Source organism: Pseudoxanthomonas sp. PXM01 (genome assembly GCF_014851815.1).
Lineage (GTDB): Bacteria > Pseudomonadota > Gammaproteobacteria > Xanthomonadales > Xanthomonadaceae > Pseudoxanthomonas_A.
Genome location: NZ_JACVAJ010000003.1, coordinates 272,045 through 290,725 on the forward strand (window position 1 = coordinate 272,045; position 18,681 = coordinate 290,725).

Here is an 18,681-nt window from a genome sequence, read left to right on the forward strand (position 1 = left end):
GCCATGCGGATGATCGGGAAATTGCTGTTGGCGACGGGCTTGCTGCTCATGCTCGCCCCGGCGGTGGCGCAGAGCCGCATGCAACGCGGCAAGCTGCAGCCCATGCAGGATGCGTACGCTGCGGCGATCCGCTGGGGTGATTTCGAAACGGCCTGGCAGCTCGTCGATCCCGCCTACAAAGCCGAGCATCCGATGACCGAGCTGGAGTTCGAGCGCTACCAGCAGGTGCAGATCTCTGGCTACCGCGATCTGTCGTCCAGCGGTGGGCCTGACGGGACCATTGAGCGGACCGTCGAGCTGCGCGTCATCAACAAGCACACCATGGCCGAACGCACGATGCGCTACCGCGAGCGCTGGCGCTGGGACCCCGAAGGCAAGCGCTGGTGGCTGGTCGTCGGCCTGCCGGACCTCTGGAACGGGGAATAACGGTCCGGCGCCCGGGCGGCGTCCTGTGCGACAATCGCCGCCCGCTCGAAGATCGCCAACCCCGTGAATTTCGAAGAAATCCTGGCTTTCGCCACCCGTTCTCCGTTCAACCAGATGCTGTCGCTGGCCCTCGTCGGCCTGACGGTGGCCATCATCTACACCGAGGTCGCACGCCTGTTCCGCGGCTACAAGACGTTGCGTCCGGCCGAGCTGACCCAGCTGGTCAACAGCGAGAACGCCCTGGTCGTGGACCTGTCGGCGAGCAACGATTTCGAGAAGGGCCACATCGCCGGCAGCCGCAACGTGCTGCCCAGCAACTTCGACCCCGAGAACAAGCTGCTGGCCGGGGCCAAGTCCCAGCCCGTGGTGCTGGTCTGCCGCACCGGGCAGGCGTCCGGCGGCGCCGCCAAGCGGCTGAAGAAGGCCGGTTTCGAGAAGGTCTACTCGCTCGAGGGTGGCATCGCTGCCTGGCAGCAGGCCGACCTGCCGCTGGTCAAGGGCCGCTGATTCCCCGCTGGCCGCGGACCCGCCCTTGAACCGGGCCCCGCGTGCCGCCATGAGATAGTTTCCATTCACCTGCAATCCAGATTCCGGAGTCAAAGAAATGTCCGACGAGACCACCAACGGCGCGGTCGCGCCTGCCGCCGAAGCCGCTGGCCCCGCTTTCACTGTCGAGAAGATCTACGTCAAGGACGTTTCCTTCGAAGCCCCCGGCGCACCGGCCGTGTTCGCCGAGAACGTGCAGCCGGAGCTGCAGCTCAACCTGAACCAGCGCGTCCAGCGTCTGGGCGAGAACGCCTTCGAGGTCGTGCTCGGCGTGACCCTGACCTGCAAGGCCGGCGACAAAACCGCGTATGTGGCGGAAGTGCAGCAGGCGGGCATCTTCGGTCTGATCGGCCTCGAGCCGCAGGCCGTCGACGTGCTGCTCGGCACGCAGTGCCCGAACATCCTGTTCCCGTACGTGCGCCAGCTGGTCAGCGACCTGGTGCAGGCCGGTGGCTTCCCGCCGTTCTTCCTGCAGCCGATCAATTTCGAGGCGCTGTATGCCGAATCGCTGCGCCAGCGCGCCGCGCAGGGCGGCGATGCCGGCCTGGCCAACTCGGAACCGGTCGGCAACGCCTGATCGCCGATGCACGGTCCCGTCAGCGCGGCAACGCCGCACACAGGGGTGACGGATGTCTGACCCGAATCCCGTCGACGTGCTGAAGATCGCGGTGCTGGGCGCCGGGTCATGGGGTACCGCCCTGGCCGCGCTGATGGCGCGGCATGGGCACCAGGTGACGTTGTGGGGTCGCGACCCGGTGGTCGCGGCCGCCATCGACGGCCAGCACGAGAACACCCGCTACCTGCCCGGCATCCCGTTGCCGGACAGCCTGCGCGCCACCACCGATCTGGCCACGTCGCTTGCCGATGCGGACCAGGTGCTGGTGGTCGTACCGTCGCATGCCTTCACCGAGACGCTGAAGAAGCTGGCTCCCCTGCGTCCCGCGAAGGCTGGCGTGGCGTGGGCGACCAAAGGCTTCGAAACCGGCTCGGGTCGCTTCCTGCATGAGGTTGCCGAGGAGGTTCTTGGTCCCGACGTGCCGATCGCGGTCGTCACCGGTCCCTCGTTCGCCAAGGAAGTCGCGCTGGGCCTGCCCACCGCGGTCACCGTGCACGGTGCCGATGTGGGCTTCGCGCAAGCGGTGGCCGATGTGATGCATGGGCCGGCGTTCCGCGCCTACACCGGCGACGACATGGTCGGTGCCGAACTCGGCGGCGCGATGAAGAACGTACTCGCCGTGGCGACCGGTGTGTCCGACGGCATGCAGCTGGGCCTCAACGCCCGCGCCGGCCTTATTACCCGTGGCCTCAACGAGATGCTGCGCCTGTCGGCCGCCATCGGCGCAAAACCGGAAACCCTGATGGGATTGGCCGGGCTCGGCGATCTGGTGCTGACCTGTACCGGTGACCTGTCGCGCAACCGGCGGTTGGGCCTGGCGCTCGGCCGTGGCCAGTCGCTGCAGGATGCCGTGCGCGAGATCGGCCAGGTGGTCGAGTCGGTGCAGACCGCCGACGAAGTCATGCGCCAGGCGGAACGCCACGGCATCGACCTGCCGATCTCCAGCGCGGTGCGTGCTGTTTTGCACGGTGATCTGACGCCCCGCGATGGCCTGCAACAGCTGCTCGCGCGCGAACAGAAACCGGAGTATCCGGAAACGCTGTTCAAGTAAGGCGTCCAGCAGGCAACAGGAAAAGCCCGGCCACGCCGGGTTTTTCTTTAGTCGTGCAAAGAAAAGCCCGGCCGTGGAGGCCGGGCTTTGGGGTGCGACGCGGGGAGAGAGGGGGACGCGTCGCGGGGAACGCTGTTGCGGATTACCAGCTGAAGCGCGGACCGACGAACCACTGGGTGTCACCGTCAGCGAACTTCACGTCTGCCGAGGCGCTCCAGTTCGGGGTGAACTTCACCTGCGCGCCAAGGCGGCCGTAGAAATCGCCGTCGTAGTCGCTGCCGCCGTCTTCGTAGCCGGCCAGCGCATAGCCATTCAAACGGTTGGTGATGAGCGCGCTGTTCACGCCCACTTCGACGCTGTAGCCGTCGGCGCTGAAGCTCGGCACGCGTACGCTGCCGGCGTTGAAGCTGTCGGTCTTCGCCTTTTCATACGCGACGCGGGTCAGCAGATCGACGCGCTGCGACAGCTCGTGGTTATAGCCGAGGCCGACGCGCCACTGGTCGAAATCGACGTTGATGTTTTCGATTTCCTGCGTGTTGTAGTCGGCGAAGACATGGAAGTTCGGATGCAGCGCGACGGAACCCTTCAGTGCCCAGCCATCGGCATCGGGGCCATCGATGTTCGTCGCGGTGTAGCCGCCTTCGACATAGTTGTAGGAAACGCCTTCTGCGGCGGACGCGGCGAAGGGAGCGGCAGCCAGCAGGGTGAGGGCGAGCAAGGACTTCTTCATGGGGCGTGTTTCTCTCTTTTTGTTGTGTGTCCGTCGCTTAGGAAGTGACGGTGGACGCAGTATCCGCTTCACCTCACAACATCTCCTGAATATAAAACTGACCGGTACATAAATTGAGTGCCGGCATCGGGAACTTCGTGACTTGTGCGACATGGCGCATCGCGGATCGGGCGCTGCATGTCCGCTTCGAATGACCTCGTGCGAAGAGGAAGAACAAGCGGAAGGATTTCGCAGCGCAGTGGTACGCGCAGGTTTTTTCGGAGCGCCAGGAGGCACGCGATGATGGAAGAACGGAGTGGGGAGCAGGGGCAGGTATCGGGCGACACGGGGATGATCGATTCCGCGGACGCACTGCAGCTGGATGAGGCGCGCTGGGATGCTGTCGTGGCGACGCTGCCACCGCTCGTCCGCGCACGCGCGCGGAACGGCGTAAGGACACGCGCGTTCCTTGAGGCTGTTCTGTGGATCGCCGTGACGCGGCAACCGTGGGGGCGCCTCCCGACAGCGTGGGGTCCGTGGCATAGCGTCTACGTCAGATTCACGCGCTGGGCCCAAAGCGGCCTGTGGGACGAGGTGATCGCGTCACTGCAAGCGCATGCCGATGTCGCCGACCCCTTGCGACGGCTTGTCAGCGACTACCTGCTCTCGCGCCACCCCGCATCCATTGCGCGTCGTGCCGGACCACGATTTACGCCCTTCTGAAGGTCGGTGGCTTCTATGCGGAACAGCCAACGCGACGCTGGTTGTCCATGGCAACGATGGGGAGCAGCGTCCTTCTCACTGGACCCGTTGCGGGCCGGGTAGTGCGCCCAACGTCGTGAAGCGCGCGCAGTGCGCGCTCTGAGTGCACGCGGCACGGCCACCACTTCTGCTGGTGGCCGTGCTCGCGTGTCGACTACTTGTTCAGCTGTCGTCGCCGTCACGTGCATCGGGCGACTGGCGCGCGACGATGCTGGTCGCGGTCAGGTCGCCGGTGACATTGCCGGTGGTGGCGAACACGTCGGGGATGGTGTCCACCGCAAGCAAAAGGCCGAGTGGTTCGATCGGCAGCCCCATGGACTGGGTCACCGGCATGACCGTCGCCATGAAGCTCACCTGGCCTGGCAGGCCGATGGAGCCAAGGCTGATCACCACGGCCAGCGCAGCTCCGGCAGCCAACGTCACCGCGTTGACTTCGATACCGTAGGCCCAGGCGACGAAGCATGCCGCGACGATGTACTGGATTGGGCTGGTGATGCGGAACAACGTCACCGCCATCGGCAGTACCAGCGCAGCGACTGCTCGCGGATGTCCGAGGCGGAAGCGGGCGCTCTCCACCATCGCAGGCAACGAGGCCAGCGAAGACTGCGTGCTGGCGGCCACGACCTGCGCAGGTAGGATCGCCTTGGCGAAAGCGAGCGGGGATTGGCGCGCGAACACCGCTACCAGCACATAACAGATGAGGGTCGCGCCGAGGTACATCCCGCACTGCAGCGCGATGTATCCCGCCAACGCGCCGATCACGCCGATGCCCGCCTGCGCACAGACGGCGAGCACCAGCGCAAACACGCCGATCGGTGCGGCCAGCAGCATCCAGCGCACGATCACAATCATGGTGTCCGCAATGCCGTGGCAGAAGCCGATGATCTGCGTGCGACGGTCTTCCTGCACGCGCGTAAGCGCGAATCCGAAGAACAAGGCGAACACGACCACCGGCAACATCGCGCCCTGCGCGGCCGCCATGATGGCGTTGCTCGGCACGATCGAGCCGATCCAGTCGGCAAGTCCGGGCGTGACGACCTCACCGGACGTCGGCAGCGTGCCGTGCAGCGTGGCCGTCAGTGCTTCGCTGGGCGGCACCATCGCCAACACCAGCGGCGCGACGATGGCTGCATAGGCGGCGAACAGCGACAGCAGAGAGATGAATACCACCATCGCCCGACGCGCGACGCGGCCGGACGCGGCGGCATCGCTGGCGGTCGCGACGCCGAGGATCACCAGCGCCAGTACCAGCGGCACGACCGTCATCTGCAGGCCGCTGAGCCAGAGTTTGCCGATCGGCTGGGCGATGGCGACTGCGGTGGCCGCACTCGTCGGCGACCAGTGGGCCAGTGCCAGGCCGACGATTGCGCCGGCAGCGAGACCGAGAAGAACGCGCGCGGTGGCGCCCGGCCACCTCATGGCGCCGTCTCCGGCAACTGCCATTCGCGGGTGAGGCGGGCGTACTCGGCACGGGGCAGCAGCACGAAGACCGGGCGCGCGTCGGGACGCAGCCAGGCCAGTACGTCGTCCATCGTCCCCGCCGCCATCGCGGTGCAACCCGCCGTCGGCTCGCCCGGGGTGCGCCACAGGTGCGCGAAGATGCAACTGCCGGCGCGCGGTGTTGCATTCGGGTTGTGGCCGATCACCAGGCCTTCCCGATAACGGACATCGCCATTGTTATGCAGGTCCAGTCGCATGGGTTCTGTCGATCCCTTCGCGGCTTCGTTGCCTTCGTCGCGGGTATCGATGATGCGGTTGTACAGCGGCGAATCCGGCACATCGATGCAGTAGCTGGTCGCCTGCATCGCGCGGTAGGGCATGGTGGTGTCGGCCTTGTCGGCGTAGCCGAAGGCTTCGCCGAGCGTGAACACGCCGGCGGGCGCACGACCGTCGCCCTCCTGCTTCTGCGGTCCTTGCAGCTGCGTGGGATGCAAACCCAGACCCCACGCCGCACCGTTGCGTCCGACCGAGATCGGTGCCACGTCAGCAACCGTCTGCCAGCGGCCGTCGCGCATCTCGAAACGTTGCAGCGTGCCGGTGGTGGCATCCCAGCCGTCGGTTATCACCAGGACCAGCTGGCGTGCATCGCGCCAGGCTTGCGGGGCCGGGGTAGGTTCCCCGGCGGTGGCACGGGCGTCGGTGCCGGTGCCGAGCAGCAGCGTGGCCAGGACAAGCGAACGGAAGGAGTGGCGCGGCAACGACGGTATGGGCATCACGACTCCAGCAGATGATGGATGCGTTCGAGATTGATGGCGAGCTGGCGGTTGCGGTCCGGATTGGTCTGGCATAGCAGCACGAACACGAAATCCAGCAACGATTGCAGCGATGAGCGGTACAGCAGCTGTTCCACATGCGGCGCGGGGTCGTGTGCCGAGATGACCAACGCCGCATCCGCATGTGCACGCAGCGGGTTGGCGGTGTGGCGGGTGATGGAAATGACCTTGCCTTCGCAAGCCTGGAACTGGCGGCTTACCTGCGACAGCTCGGGCAGCTTGCCGAACTCGGAGAACATCAGCAGCACATCGCCGGGGCGTGCTGCCGACAGGTTGGCCATCATCAGGATGGGGTCGGCGTGGTGCACCGTCAGCAGGCCCAGCAGCGACAGCCGCATGGCGAACTCGCGCGCGAACAGGCCGTCGTCGCCCAGCCCGCAGACGAACACCTTGTCCGCCTTGTCGATCATCTGGACGATGGGCTCGATGTGCGTGCGCGGATTGAGGCTGCGGGTTTCCTCCTCGGCGGCCATCTTGCTGCGGCGCAGGCTGTCCTGCAGTTGCCCATAGGCATCCGCGGCATCGTCCTTAGCCGCGTCCGGCGGCAACACCTGGCCGTTGCCGTTGCGGGCGACGGCTTCGCCGATGGTGTACTTGAGGTCCGGGTACCCCTTGAAGCCGAACTTCTGCGCGAACTTCACCACGCTCGACTGGCTGATGCCCAGCGCGCTGGCGAGCTGCTGCGAGGAGTAGTCGCGCAGCAAGTGCGCGTTGTCGAGGATGAAGTCGGCGATGCGGCGTTCGATGGCCGACATCTGATCGCGTTCGGAGCGGATCTTCACCAGGGGCGTTGTCATGGCATGAGTGTGATGGCGGTGGACGGTGCTGACAACGGGCCATCGCCACCGGGCTCAGCCCGGCAGCAGTTCCAGGCCACGGATCTCGCGGATACCCAGGCCGGGCGCCTCGGTAATCGTGATTTCCGACTCGTTGAAGATCACGCCGCCTTCGACCGGGTTGAACTGTCCCAGCGACGGACCGTCCAGGTCCACCTTGGTAATGACGTTGGCCTTCGCCGCAGCGACATGCACGGCGGCCGCCACGCTGATGCTGGTCTCGATCATGCAGCCGATCATGCACTCCACGCCGTAGAGGGAAGCGATGTCGGCGATGCGGATGGCGTTGGATATGCCGCCGGTCTTCATCAGCTTGATGTTGATGATGTCGGCGGCGCGCATCTTGATCAGGTCGATCACCTCGGTCGGGCCGAACACGCTCTCGTCCGCCATCACCGGCGTGTGCACGCGGTCGGTGACGTACTTCAGGCCGTCCAGGTCGCGCGCCTTGACCGGTTGCTCCAGCAGTTCCAGTACGACGCCCGCGTCTTCCAGATGCTGCATGGCGAACACCGCCTGCTTGGCGGTCCAGCCCTGGTTGGCGTCCAGACGCAGCAGCGCACGGCCCTCGACGGCGGAATAGATGGCCTTCACCCGTTCGATATCCAGGCCGATGTCCTTGCCGACCTTGATCTTCAATGACTCGAAGCCGCGCTCTACCGCGCTGATCGAGTCGGCCACCATCTTGTCGATGTAGTCCACGCTGATGGTGATGTCGGTGGTGATGACGGGGTCGCCGCCGCCCAGCATCTTGTACAGCGGCGCGTCGTAGAGCTGGGCCCACAGGTCGTAGACCGCGATCTCGACCGCCGCCTTGGCGCTGGTGTTGCGCTCGAGCGCCGTCTGGATGAGGTCGGTGATGCGGTTGAGGTTGGCGACGTCCTGGCCGATCAGCCGGGGCCGGATGAACTTGCCGATGGCCTCGACGATCGAGCCGTGCGTGTCGCCGGTGATGACGGCCGTGGCCGGCGCCTCGCCGTAGCCGACGTGGCCGGTGTCGGTCTTCACGATCACCACGATGTCTTCCACCGTGTCGACGGTGCGCAGCGCGGTCTTGAACGGTGTCTTCAGCGGCACGCGCAGCATGCCGAAGGTGATGTCGGTGATCTTCATGGAGCCCCTTGGGGACGGATGCGCTGGATGGCGGTGATGCGGTCGACGGTGGACTGCTCGCTGTTGAACAGCAAGGGTTCCAGCGGGGTGACGGCTACCGAATTGAGGGTGGTGCGGACGACCTTGCCGTCGGCGCCGCGGTAGGTGATGCCGGTGGTGTCGTGGATGGTGTAGGTGGTGCCGTTGTCGTGGCCGATCACCATCATCACGTGGCCCGGGATGTAGACCAGGTCGCCGACCTGCAACGTGCGCAGCACGGCCAGGCGCTTCTCGTGGCTGTCGCCGGCGTCGAAGCCGATGCGTTCCAGTGCCGGGCTGACGGCCTGCGCGCTGGTGTTGCGCGGCAGGACGATGCCCATGCTCTGGTAGACCTCCGACACGAAGCCGCTGCAATCGCGGCTGTCGTAGCCGTGGCCCCAGCCGTAGCGCTCGCCGAGGAACTTGAAGCTCTGGCGCAGCAGGTTGGCCGCGGTGTACGGCAGGTAATCCGGTGCGACGTCGGCGGTGCGCGGCAGCAAGGCCGGCAGCAGGGCGAGCGCGCCGTCGGCACGGCGCACCGGCAGCTGGATGACGTGCGAGGTATAGGGGTGTTGCCCGTTCACTGCCTTGTCGGCCGGCCAGTCGGCCAGCACCGGGACCCGGACACCCATGTCCAGCTGCAGCGCCGAGATGCCGGCCTCCTCCGGGTTGTAGACGGTACGCACGGTGGCGCCGGTCACCACCAGGGCGGACGTGCCCGCGCCGTAGCCGAGCACCTTGTCGCGGGCACCTTCGCCGACGAACCGCTTTTCTATCCACGCGGCGTACCGCGAGCTCACCACGAAGTACCAGTCGCCGTCGGCGCTGGTGTGCGCGATGACCACCGGCGAACCCGGGAACAGCGCGCTTTCCTGGAAGCGGTCGATGTCCGTCTCGCCCTGGCTGCTGAAAACGCGCTGGCGGGTCGGAAAGGTACGGAGGTCGGCGCGGTGCACCACCAGCCCGTAGCGTGCGGGGGCGGTGGCGGCGACCGCGTCCACGGCGGCATTGGCGATGATGGCAGCCAGCTGTGGCTTCGTGATCTCAACGCCCCGCTCGTCGTACAGCGTACGGGTCGGAGGAGCGGACAGCGGGTCCAGCCAGCCGCGAACCTGCGCGCGCGTGAGGTCCGGGGGCAGGTTCTGCAACACATGGAGATGCCGGTCGCTCTGCCACATGCGGTCGTTCTGCGCCGCCACGCCGGTGCCGTTGAGCAGCGGCCGGTCCGGCTCGGCGAGACGCCGGACCCAGTCGTCGGCCTGGAGGTGCCGGTCCTGCACGCCGATGACGGCATGGGCGGGAACAGGCAGCGGGTCGCGCGCCAGAGCGGGCATGCCGGCGGCAAGCAGGCTCAGCAGGGCGAGGGCTTTCAGGCGCCCCCCCGGCCCGGTGCGTCCGCCCGTGAGTCGCCGGGCCAAAGGCCGATACGGCATCGATGCGTTCATCCACTCCCCTCTGTCAGACCCATCCACCCGGCAACCATGACGCCATGCCGGGGACGGTTTCCACAAGAATATTTATTTCTTCCGATATAAAAATCAAGAATAAATTATTGACCCTTGTGTTCATGCCGTGTTACACAGCCGTGACCAGTCGGCGTGGGGATGTACGACGTGGATGCCAGCAGGAGCCAGCACGTGGTGACAGAACGCGGCAGGCGCACCCGGCGCCGGCTGGCCGCGTGGCTGTCGCTGTGCGGGTGGCCGATGGTACTCCCGGTGACGGGTCTGGCCGAGGCCGGTGACCCGCTCTCTGCCATCGTCGCCGACATCGACCGTGGACGCTTCCAGAGCGCGGAAGCCGCCATCGCCCGTGCGCTGGCCGCGACCGATGCGGCAGCCGCAGACCGGGAAGCCTTGTTGTTCCAGCGCGAACGCATGCGCCGCATCCGCCTAGATTTCACCCTCGACGCTGACGCCGTGCGCGAACGCCTCCGCACGCACGTGCCGGACCTGGGCGAGGACGAGTTCCAGCGCTGGGACAGCGCCGGGCTGATCGAGCGGCTGGATATCGACGGTGAGCCGCGCTACTTCAGCCGGTCGGTGTCGAACCTGTTCCGCCTGAGTCCGGAGGCCGCCGCGCGCCGTGCGCCGCCGGTGCGGGCCTTCGTGCAAGGCCCTTACGAGGCGCTGCACCGCCATCATCGCGACGTGATGCAGGTCGCCAAAGCCACCGGCGCGACCAGCGTGCTGCCGCGTCGCGTGCGCATCACCCACACCCTCAGCGTGAAACCCGACGCCGTGCCGGCGGGGGAGACCGTGCGCGCCTGGCTGCCGTATCCGCGTGCCATCGCGGGCCAGCAGGAGGCCATCGCACTGGTGGCCAGCCAGCCGGGCCGTCCGCAGGTGGCGCCGGAACGCGCGCTGCAGCGCACCGCCTACTTCGAGCAGCCGGCGGTCGCCGGCGCACCGACGACCTTCTCGGTGACGTACGAGGTGACGATGCACGCGCGCCGCGTGGCGATGGATCCCGACCGTGTAGTGCCCGCGACGGCCACGCCGGAACTCGCTGCCTTCCTCGCCGAGCGCGCCCCGCATGTCGTCTTCAGCGACGACCTGCGCCGCTTCAGCGAGCAGATCGTGGGCGACGAGAAGAACCCGTACCGCATCGCCCAGAAACTGTTTGCCGCCGTGGACCGCATTCCGTGGGCCGGTGCGCGCGAGTACTCCACGATCAGCAACATCAGCGACCACGCCTTCCGCGCCGGCCATGCCGACTGCGGACAGCAGACGCTGCTGCTGATCACGCTGCTGCGCATGAACGGCATTCCCGCGCGCTGGCAGTCGGGCTGGGCCTACTCGGAGGACGTGGAAGGCCACGACACCATGCACGACTGGGGTGCGCTGTACCTCGCACCTTACGGCTGGGTGCCGATGGACGTGACCACCGGCCAGTTGGCATCGGACGATCCGGCGCTGCGCTGGTTCTACCTCGGTGGGCTGGATGCGTATCGCGTGGCGTTCAACGACGACTACTCGCGCGAGTTCATCCCCGCCAAGCAGCACGTGCGCTCAGAAACCGTGGACCTGCAGCGCGGCGAAGTCGAGTGGAAGGGCGGCAACCTCTACTTCGACCAATGGGACTACACGTTCGAATGGACCATGCTGCCGCGGGATGGGCGCGGCTGACACCACCACACGTTTCTACCAACATCTTTAGCAGGAGAGAGCGGGGATGAAAGGCAAGGTTCTGAAGAAGGCGGCACTGGGCATTGCCCTGGGCGCATGCATCGCCACGATGGCACCGCTGGCGATGGCGCAGAGCGCGACCGGCGCGGTCGCGGGTCGCGCCAGCGCGGGCGATCAGATCACGATCACTAATACCGCGACGGGCGCCACCCGCACCGTCACGGTGGAAGGCAACGGCAGCTACCGCCTGACCCAGCTGCCTATCGGCGAGTACCGCCTGCAGGTCAAGCGCGACGGCGCCGATGTAGGCGATGCCGTCGGTGTCAACGTGTCGCTGGGCGGTACGACCACGGTCAACCTCGGTGCCGACGGTGGCGTGGTGAACCTAAACGCCGTGCAGGTGGTGGGGTCGCGGGTGATCAACCGGGTGGACGTACGCTCGACGGAGTCGGCCACCAACATCAACCGTGAGGAACTCGCACGAATTCCGGTCGACCAGAGCCTGACATCGGTGGCGCTGCTCGCACCCGGCGTGATCTCCGGCAACTCGTCGCTGGGTGGCATCTCGTTCGGCGGCTCTTCGATCGCCGAGAACTCGGTGTTCATCAATGGCCTCAACGTCACCGACTTCTACCGGAGGCAGAGCTTCTCGAGTGCGCCGTTTGGTTTCTTCCAGGAGTTCCAAGTCAAGACCGGCGGCTACTCGGTGGAATTCGGCCGCAGCACGGGCGGCGTGATCAACGCAGTCACGCGGCGCGGCACCAACGAGTTCCAGGGCGGCATCCAGTCGACCTTCGAGCCCGCCGCGTGGCGTTCTACGGCGGACGATCACTATTACGCCGATGGCAGCACCAATGTGCTGTCCAGTCATGACCGCCAGTCCTGGATGAAGAACAATGTCTGGGCATCAGGGCCGGTGGTGAAGGACAAGTTGTTCCTGTTCGCGATGTTCGAGCAGCGCGACAACGACGCGAGCTATACGAATGCGCTGGGCAGCAGCTGGAGCAAGAACGAATCCGGCAACGGGTTCTGGGGCGTCAAGATGGACTGGCAGATCAATGACGACCATCTGCTGGAGCTGCTGGCCTTCTCGGACGAGGGCGAGGCCGAAGTCGACACCTATGGCTACACCTTCGCCACCGCCACCAAGGGCGCGTATGTCGGCAAGAGCACGGCCGAGAGCGGCGGCAAGAATGGATCGGTCACCTACACCGGCCACTTCGGCGACAACTTCACCGCCAAGGCGATGTACGGCATCAACCGTACCCAGGCGCTGGTCTACTCGTCCGCCGACGAACTGTGCTCACAGGTGATCATCGGCACGACCTACAACGCGGCCTACACCGCCATGGGTCGCCCGCCGGTTTCATGCCACCCGAGCACCAGCACGTCGGTCGTCGACCATCACGACGAGCGCAAGGTGGGTCGATTGGACTTCGAATGGACGCTGGGCGATCACCTGCTCCGTTTCGGCATCGATCGCGAGGAGATGAATACCGAACGCTTCACGTCCTACCCGGGTCCGACCGGCATGCGCTACACCGTGACCGCGCAGAACCCCGGCGACACGCTGTCCAACGGCGGCATCGTGCCGGCGGGCGTCAGCGCCGTCATCACTGGGCGCGAACGGTCCGACGGTGGCGCGTTCGATACCAAGGCGAGCGCGTTCTATGTGGAAGACATCTGGAGCGTGACGCCGAACCTGCTGCTGAACCTCGGCCTGCGCCTGGATACGTTCGAGAACATGGATGCGGTCGGCAACACCTTCATCGAGCAGGACAACCTGTTCTCGCCGCGTCTGGGCTTCTCCTGGGACATGAAGGGCGACGGCAGCACCAAGCTGTTCGGCAATCTGGGGCGCTACTACCTGCCTATCCCCAGCATCATCAACTATAACTTCGCAGGCGGTCTCACCGACGAGTACACCTACTACGCACTGGATGGCTGGCGTGCCGAAACCAACCCGATCACCGGCGCGTCGTACATGGCGCCCGTGATCGGGGCGCAGATCGGCCCGGTGGACCAGTCGATGAACGTCGTCGTGAACGACACGCGGCAAAGCGTCGATCGCGACCTGGATGCGGTGTACCAGGACGAGGCGATCGTCGGCTTCCAGACCATGATCAACCAGGCGTGGTCGTGGGGCATCAATGCCACCTATCGACGCATGACAAACGACCTGGGCGATGCGCGCATCAACGCACTGTGCGGCGTGAGGCACGGCACGATCTGGCCGATCATCAATCCTGGCGAATCGCTGACGCTGTGGGGCACCACCGACATGGGGTGCGCCCAGGACGGCTGGGTCACCATCGATACCTCGAAAGAAGGCTACATCACGGTCGGCAGCAACCGCATCGTGGGCTACTCCAAACCCAAGCGCACCTACAAGGCGGTCGAGTTCCAGATCGACCGCGCGTGGGACGACAAGTGGGCGTTCAACGCGTCGTACCTGTGGTCGAAGTCCGAAGGCAACCACGAGGGACCGGTCAACTCGGATACCAACTACGGCGACACCGGCATGACCCAGCACTGGGATCACCCGGCCAACAACGATCGCTATGGCGTGCTGTTCAACGATCACGAGCACCAGATCAAACTGCGTGCCAGTTACAAGTTCAACGAGATGTGGTCGGTCGGCGGCACGTTCACCGCGCTGTCCGGCGGTCCGATCACCGCCTTCGGCGTCACCTGGCCGGACGAGAACCTGGCCGTGGCCAGCTACACCAGCACGGGTAGCGGTGGCGGCACGGGCTGGCTGTGCGTCCAGAACTGCTCCGGAAACTGGGCCGACCGAGTCTATCAGCGAACCGAGCGCGGTGCGTTCGGCCGCATGCCATGGACCTACAACCTTGGTGCCAACGTCACGTGGACCTTGCCGGTGGAAGGCATCGACCTGAAGGCGCGCTTCTCGGTCTACAACCTGCTCAACGATCAGGAGGTCGTCAACGTGAGTGCGCGCTACGAGGGCCAGCCCGGCCAGATGCGCTCCACCTTCGGCACCGGCACCCGCTGGCAGTCCCCGCGTTACGCCCAACTGGTGGTGACCTGGAATTTCTGATCACGGCCGCAGGTTCGGGCTTTTGATTTCTCCGGTGGCCTGCCGTTCGCGGCAGGCCTTTCTTTGTCCATGTGGCGCGCCTTCCCGAGGCGCTCCGTGCTATTCCTGTCTCCAGCTCCATCGCGAGGTCCTGTCATGACGATGCTTTTCCGCCCGCTGCGTCGCTCCGCCATCCTGCTGACGCTGGTCATGTTGCTGGGCGCCTGCGCCCACTCCGCACCACGCAATCCGCTCGCCACCTGGGTGCCGTCGAAGAACTTCGATGAGCGCCGGCCGGTGGTCATCGTGCTGCACTACACCGAACAGGATTCGGTGGAGCAGTCGCTGGATACCCTTCGCAGCCGCAACAGCGGCGGACGCGTCAGCTCACACTATCTCCTGGGCAAGGACGGCAAGATCTACCAGTTGGTCAGCGACACGCAGCGCGCCTGGCACGCGGGCGCCGGAAGCTGGGGCGCGATCACCGATGTCAACAACGCGTCCATCGGCATCGAGATCGACAACGACGGCAAGAGTCCGTTTCCCGATGCGCAGATCGACAGCCTGATCGTGCTGCTGCGCGACCTGACGCAGCGTCTGCGTATTCCACCGACACAGATCATCGGCCATTCGGATCTGGCACCGACCCGCAAGATCGATCCGGGCCCGCTGTTCCCCTGGAAGCGTCTGGCGGACGCCGGCTTCGGCGTGTGGCCGGCGGAGGGTGCCGGCGATCCGCCGCCCGGATTCGATCCGTGGCTGGCGCTGCAGGCGATCGGCTACTCCACCGACAATCGCCCCGATACGGTGCGTGCGTTCCACCATCGCTTCCGCGGCATGGAAGGGTCGGAACTGGATGCCGAAGACCTGCGCATCCTGCATGCGTTGACCGCTCCACCTGCCACGTCACCGTGACGGGCAGGAATATTCAAGTCAGTTTTTTTGCACCACAAGAATAATTTATTGACTGCGGTCAAGCTGCATGCTAAACCGCCATCACAGGGGTTTTACCGGCAGGGGTGCCGGTGCAGTCCGTTTCACCAGGCAATCTGTGGTGCGCATCCGGGATGGATGCGCGGGAAGGCGCGAATGGGGAGCCATGCGGGCCGGGGATCGATCAGTCGCTGCGCCGCATGCATCGCATGGGCGAGGCATTGGCCCCGGAACGACGCGTCGAGCGCATCGCAGTCCATCACACCGGTCGCGCGCACCGCGCGTTCCAGACATTCAGAGGAGAGATCTGCATGCCCGCTCGACGCCTTTCGCTTAGGCCCACCCACCTCGCTTCCGCCATCCTGCTGGGCTTGGCCGTTCCGGGCGTCGTGCTCGCACAGGATGCGGCACCTGCCAGTGGTGCCCGCACGCTCGATACGGTGACCGTCACCGGTTCGCGCATCAAGCGCACCGATGTGGAAGCCGCATTGCCCGTCACCATCATCCAGAAAGCGGAGATCGAGGCACAGGGCATCACGTCGGCGGAACAGCTGCTGCAGTTCCTCAACGTCGCCAGCAACGCCTCCGACAGCTTGGCGTCGAATGCCGGCATCGCGCCGGCAGACCTGCGTGGCAACAACGGTGTGTCCGGCGCCAACCTGCGTGGCCAGGGTGCCGACGCAACGCTGGTTCTGTTGAACGGCCGCCGCGTCGCCACCCATGGCCTGCGTGGGCAGGCTGTGGACCTCAATTCGATTCCGTTCGCCGCCATCGACCGCGTCGAAGTGCTGCGCGACGGCGCCTCGGCGGTCTACGGCACCGACGCCATCGGCGGCGTGATCAACTTCATCACCCGCAGCGACTACCAGGGCATCACGGTCAACGCGGGTTTCGACGTTACCCAGGATGGCGGCGGCAACATCTACACCTACAGTGTGCTCGGCGGCATGGGCGACATCGACTCGGACGGCTGGAACGTCTGGGGCACGATGAACTATCGCGAGAACGAGATCCTTCTGGGCAGCGACCGCGACTACGCGAACACGTTCCAGCTCGACCGGGGCCTGTCGCCCGATACCCGCGGCACGCCGTTCGCCACGGTATCCAACATCGCCGGCGGCATCATCACCGGTACGCTGGCCGATCCCGCCGGTGGCGGCGGGCAGGCGCTGATCAACATCCTCAACCTGCCGGGTGCGGCGGGCTGCGAGGCCGGCGGCGACATGATGGGCCCGTACGCGTACCGGCTGTGGGGCGTCGCCAACTCGAAGTACGCCTGTGCGTGGGACTATCCGGCGGCGCAGGTGATGCAGCAGCCGCAGGAAAGCCTGCAGGCGCTGGGCCGTGCCACGTTCAAGCTCGGCGAGAACCATCGTTTCTACGCCGAAGCCATGGCCTCGCGTTCCGAGTCCAACCGTCAGTTCGAAGCGCAGCAGATCACCTCGAGTGCCTCGACGGCCGCTTCGGCGCTGGGGCCGAGCACCTGGTACCCGTACCTGCCCGGTAACGCGCAGTCGCTGGCGACCTACAACATGGTCTTCAACGCACTGTCGTCGTACTTCGGCAGTGGCAACCTGGTGTACGGCAATCCGATTCCGTATCGCTGGCGCTGCGAAGTCTGCGGCCCGCGCCAGATCGAGACGACCACCAAGGCGTATCGCTTCCTGGTCGGCGTCGACGGCACGATCGGCAGCTGGGACTACGACGTCGGCCTGTCGCGCGCATCCAGCGAAGCCGAATCCGTGCTGGGCAGCGGCTACTACTTCACGCCGGGCTTCAAGGCGGCGCTGGGCAGCGGGCTGCTGAATCCTTTCCTGATGCCGGGCCAGCAGCATGATCCCGCGGGGGTCGCGATGCTGCAGGCGGCCTCGGCGGCGGGCGTGCGCCTGTATGGCGGCGAGTCGACCGTCACCACGCTGGATGCCGCGTTCTCCGGCGGTCTCGGCTTCAACCTGTGGGGCGGCGAAGTGATGGCGGCGGTCGGCGTGGATCTGCGTCGCGAAGAGTTCGAGTTCGGCTCGACAAAGGACGGCATCGTCCTGGACAACAGCTACATTTTCGGTGCGCCATTCGACGCCACCAATAATCTGCCGAAGGTGTCGCGCGATGTGAAGGCGGTCTACGCCGAGGCCTTCCTGCCGATCGTGGACAGCCTGGAAGTGAGCCTGGCGGTACGCCGCGACGATTACGACGGCTTCGGCAGCACGATCAACCCGAAGTTCTCGTTCAAGTGGCAGCCGATCGAATCGCTGGCCTTCCGCGGTGCGATCAGTGACGGCTTCAAGGTGCCGGAATTCACCAAGCTGTTCAGTGGCGTGACGTCCAGCCCGTACACCGGCTTCGACCTGGTCGATCCGGCCAGCTGCCCCGGCGGTGTCGCCAATCCGGCGATCCCGGGCTGCACGGCGATCCAGCCGGACATCCTGACCGGCGGCAAGGCCGACCTGAAACCCGAAACGTCCGACCAGAAGAGCTTCGGCGTGGTGTTCGCGCCTAACGAACACTTCAATGTCAGCCTGGACTGGTGGGAGATCGAGCGTACCAACACCATCCGCGTGCCCAACCAGGCCACCCTGGTCGCCAACTACGACCTGTTCGCCGCCAACTGGATCCGGGACAGCAGCGGCCAGGTGGTCGGCATCGATCGCCGCTTCATCAACTCCGGCGGCACCCTGATCAGCGGCATCGAGCTGGATGCCAACGTGATTGGCGACCTTGCCGGCGGCACCTTCCGCGTCAACCTCAACGGCAGCTACATCGACAGCTTCCAGGAAAAGGCGCTGGAGAGCACGCCGTACGGTCCGAACCAGGTCGGCAAGTACATCCGCTATTACAACCTGCCGCTGAAATGGAAGCACACGCTGAGTTTCGCGTGGGCCAAGGGCGACTGGTCGCACACGCTCACGCAGATCTACCGCGATGGTTACAAGGACGAAGTCCCGGTCAGCGTGGTCAACAACAGCTACATTCCGGAAAACTGGAATCCGGACGTCGACGACTACATCACCTACAACTACAGCCTGGGCTGGACGGGGCTGGAGAACGCCAAGTTCACCTTCATCGTGCGTAACCTGCTCAATGAGGATCCGCCGTTCACCGCCCACTACAACGACTTCGCTTCAGGTGCCGCATGGGAACCGCGTGTCGCCGATCCGCGTGGCCGTTCGTTCGCGCTGATGGTCGAGTACAAGTTCGACTGACCTGATCCGTCGTCGACCTGCAGCAAGCCT

General features: G+C 65.7%; 15 protein-coding genes. 9 read left to right on the plus strand and 6 right to left on the minus strand.

Annotated elements, in window-relative coordinates:
• Positions 1–3 precede the first annotated feature (3 nt).
• From IB230_RS17870 to IB230_RS17885, 4 genes are all read left to right on the plus strand, one after another.
• Positions 4–426, plus strand: a complete 423-nt coding sequence (locus tag IB230_RS17870; RefSeq protein WP_192274217.1) for a hypothetical protein — start codon at positions 4–6, stop codon at positions 424–426.
• A gap of 63 nt (positions 427–489) precedes the next feature.
• Complete coding sequence (locus IB230_RS17875) at positions 490–933, plus strand: rhodanese-like domain-containing protein (RefSeq protein ID WP_192274218.1); 444 nt, start codon at positions 490–492, stop codon at positions 931–933.
• A gap of 97 nt (positions 934–1,030) precedes the next feature.
• On the plus strand, positions 1,031–1,549 hold the full coding sequence (gene secB, locus IB230_RS17880; protein WP_192274219.1) for a protein-export chaperone SecB: 519 nt from the start codon (positions 1,031–1,033) through the stop codon (positions 1,547–1,549).
• Between the two features lie 52 nt (positions 1,550–1,601).
• A complete protein-coding gene (locus IB230_RS17885; protein WP_192274220.1) occupies positions 1,602–2,639 on the plus strand; it encodes an NAD(P)H-dependent glycerol-3-phosphate dehydrogenase in 1,038 nt (345 codons plus the stop codon).
• Positions 2,640–2,781: 142 nt separating this feature from the next.
• Here IB230_RS17885 and IB230_RS17890 read toward each other — a convergent pair whose 3' ends face one another.
• Entirely contained in the window at positions 2,782–3,369 is a 588-nt protein-coding gene (locus IB230_RS17890; protein WP_192274221.1) for a diffusible signal factor-reguated Ax21 faimly protein, read from the minus strand.
• Between the two features lie 279 nt (positions 3,370–3,648).
• Here IB230_RS17890 and IB230_RS17895 point away from each other — a divergent pair, with 279 nt between their 5' ends.
• Positions 3,649–4,071: a transposase gene (locus IB230_RS17895; protein ID WP_192274222.1), complete on the plus strand. Its 423-nt coding sequence runs from the start codon at positions 3,649–3,651 to the stop codon at positions 4,069–4,071.
• Between the two features lie 201 nt (positions 4,072–4,272).
• Here the strand turns inward: IB230_RS17895 and IB230_RS17900 are convergent, their stop codons facing one another.
• Genes IB230_RS17900 through IB230_RS17920 form a run of 5 tightly spaced genes read right to left on the minus strand, consistent with a single transcriptional unit; the run spans position 4,273 to position 9,795 of the window.
• Entirely contained in the window at positions 4,273–5,529 is a 1,257-nt protein-coding gene (locus IB230_RS17900) for a dicarboxylate/amino acid:cation symporter (RefSeq protein ID WP_192274223.1), read from the minus strand.
• A complete protein-coding gene (locus IB230_RS17905; RefSeq protein ID WP_192274224.1) occupies positions 5,526–6,323 on the minus strand; it encodes a hypothetical protein in 798 nt (265 codons plus the stop codon). Before IB230_RS17905 ends, IB230_RS17900 begins: the two co-directional genes overlap by 4 nt.
• Positions 6,323–7,180, minus strand: coding sequence for a MurR/RpiR family transcriptional regulator (locus tag IB230_RS17910; protein WP_192274225.1), 858 nt, complete (start codon positions 7,178–7,180; stop codon positions 6,323–6,325). Before IB230_RS17910 ends, IB230_RS17905 begins: the two co-directional genes overlap by 1 nt.
• 54 nt (positions 7,181–7,234) lie before the next feature.
• Entirely contained in the window at positions 7,235–8,332 is a 1,098-nt protein-coding gene (locus IB230_RS17915; RefSeq protein WP_192274226.1) for a dipeptide epimerase, read from the minus strand.
• Positions 8,329–9,795 (minus strand): SH3 domain-containing protein, encoded by a 1,467-nt coding sequence (locus IB230_RS17920; protein WP_225589656.1) that lies wholly within the window; start codon positions 9,793–9,795, stop codon positions 8,329–8,331. The genes IB230_RS17915 and IB230_RS17920 overlap by 4 nt, the downstream gene beginning before the upstream one ends.
• Before the next feature lie 261 nt (positions 9,796–10,056).
• Here IB230_RS17920 and IB230_RS17925 point away from each other — a divergent pair, with 261 nt between their 5' ends.
• The 4 genes from IB230_RS17925 to IB230_RS17940 all read left to right on the plus strand — a co-directional run bounded on the left by IB230_RS17925 (position 10,057) and on the right by IB230_RS17940 (position 18,651).
• Positions 10,057–11,478 carry a transglutaminase domain-containing protein gene (locus tag IB230_RS17925; protein WP_192274446.1) on the plus strand — a complete coding sequence of 474 codons (1,422 nt, stop codon included), beginning with the start codon at positions 10,057–10,059 and terminating at the stop codon, positions 11,476–11,478.
• Positions 11,479–11,524: 46 nt separating this feature from the next.
• Positions 11,525–14,539 carry a TonB-dependent receptor gene (locus IB230_RS17930; protein ID WP_192274227.1) on the plus strand — a complete coding sequence of 1,005 codons (3,015 nt, stop codon included), beginning with the start codon at positions 11,525–11,527 and terminating at the stop codon, positions 14,537–14,539.
• Between the two features lie 135 nt (positions 14,540–14,674).
• Positions 14,675–15,433 carry an N-acetylmuramoyl-L-alanine amidase gene (locus IB230_RS17935; protein WP_225589657.1) on the plus strand — a complete coding sequence of 253 codons (759 nt, stop codon included), beginning with the start codon at positions 14,675–14,677 and terminating at the stop codon, positions 15,431–15,433.
• Between the two features lie 329 nt (positions 15,434–15,762).
• On the plus strand, positions 15,763–18,651 hold the full coding sequence (locus IB230_RS17940; RefSeq protein WP_192274228.1) for a TonB-dependent receptor: 2,889 nt from the start codon (positions 15,763–15,765) through the stop codon (positions 18,649–18,651).
• Positions 18,652–18,681: the final 30 nt, after the last annotated feature.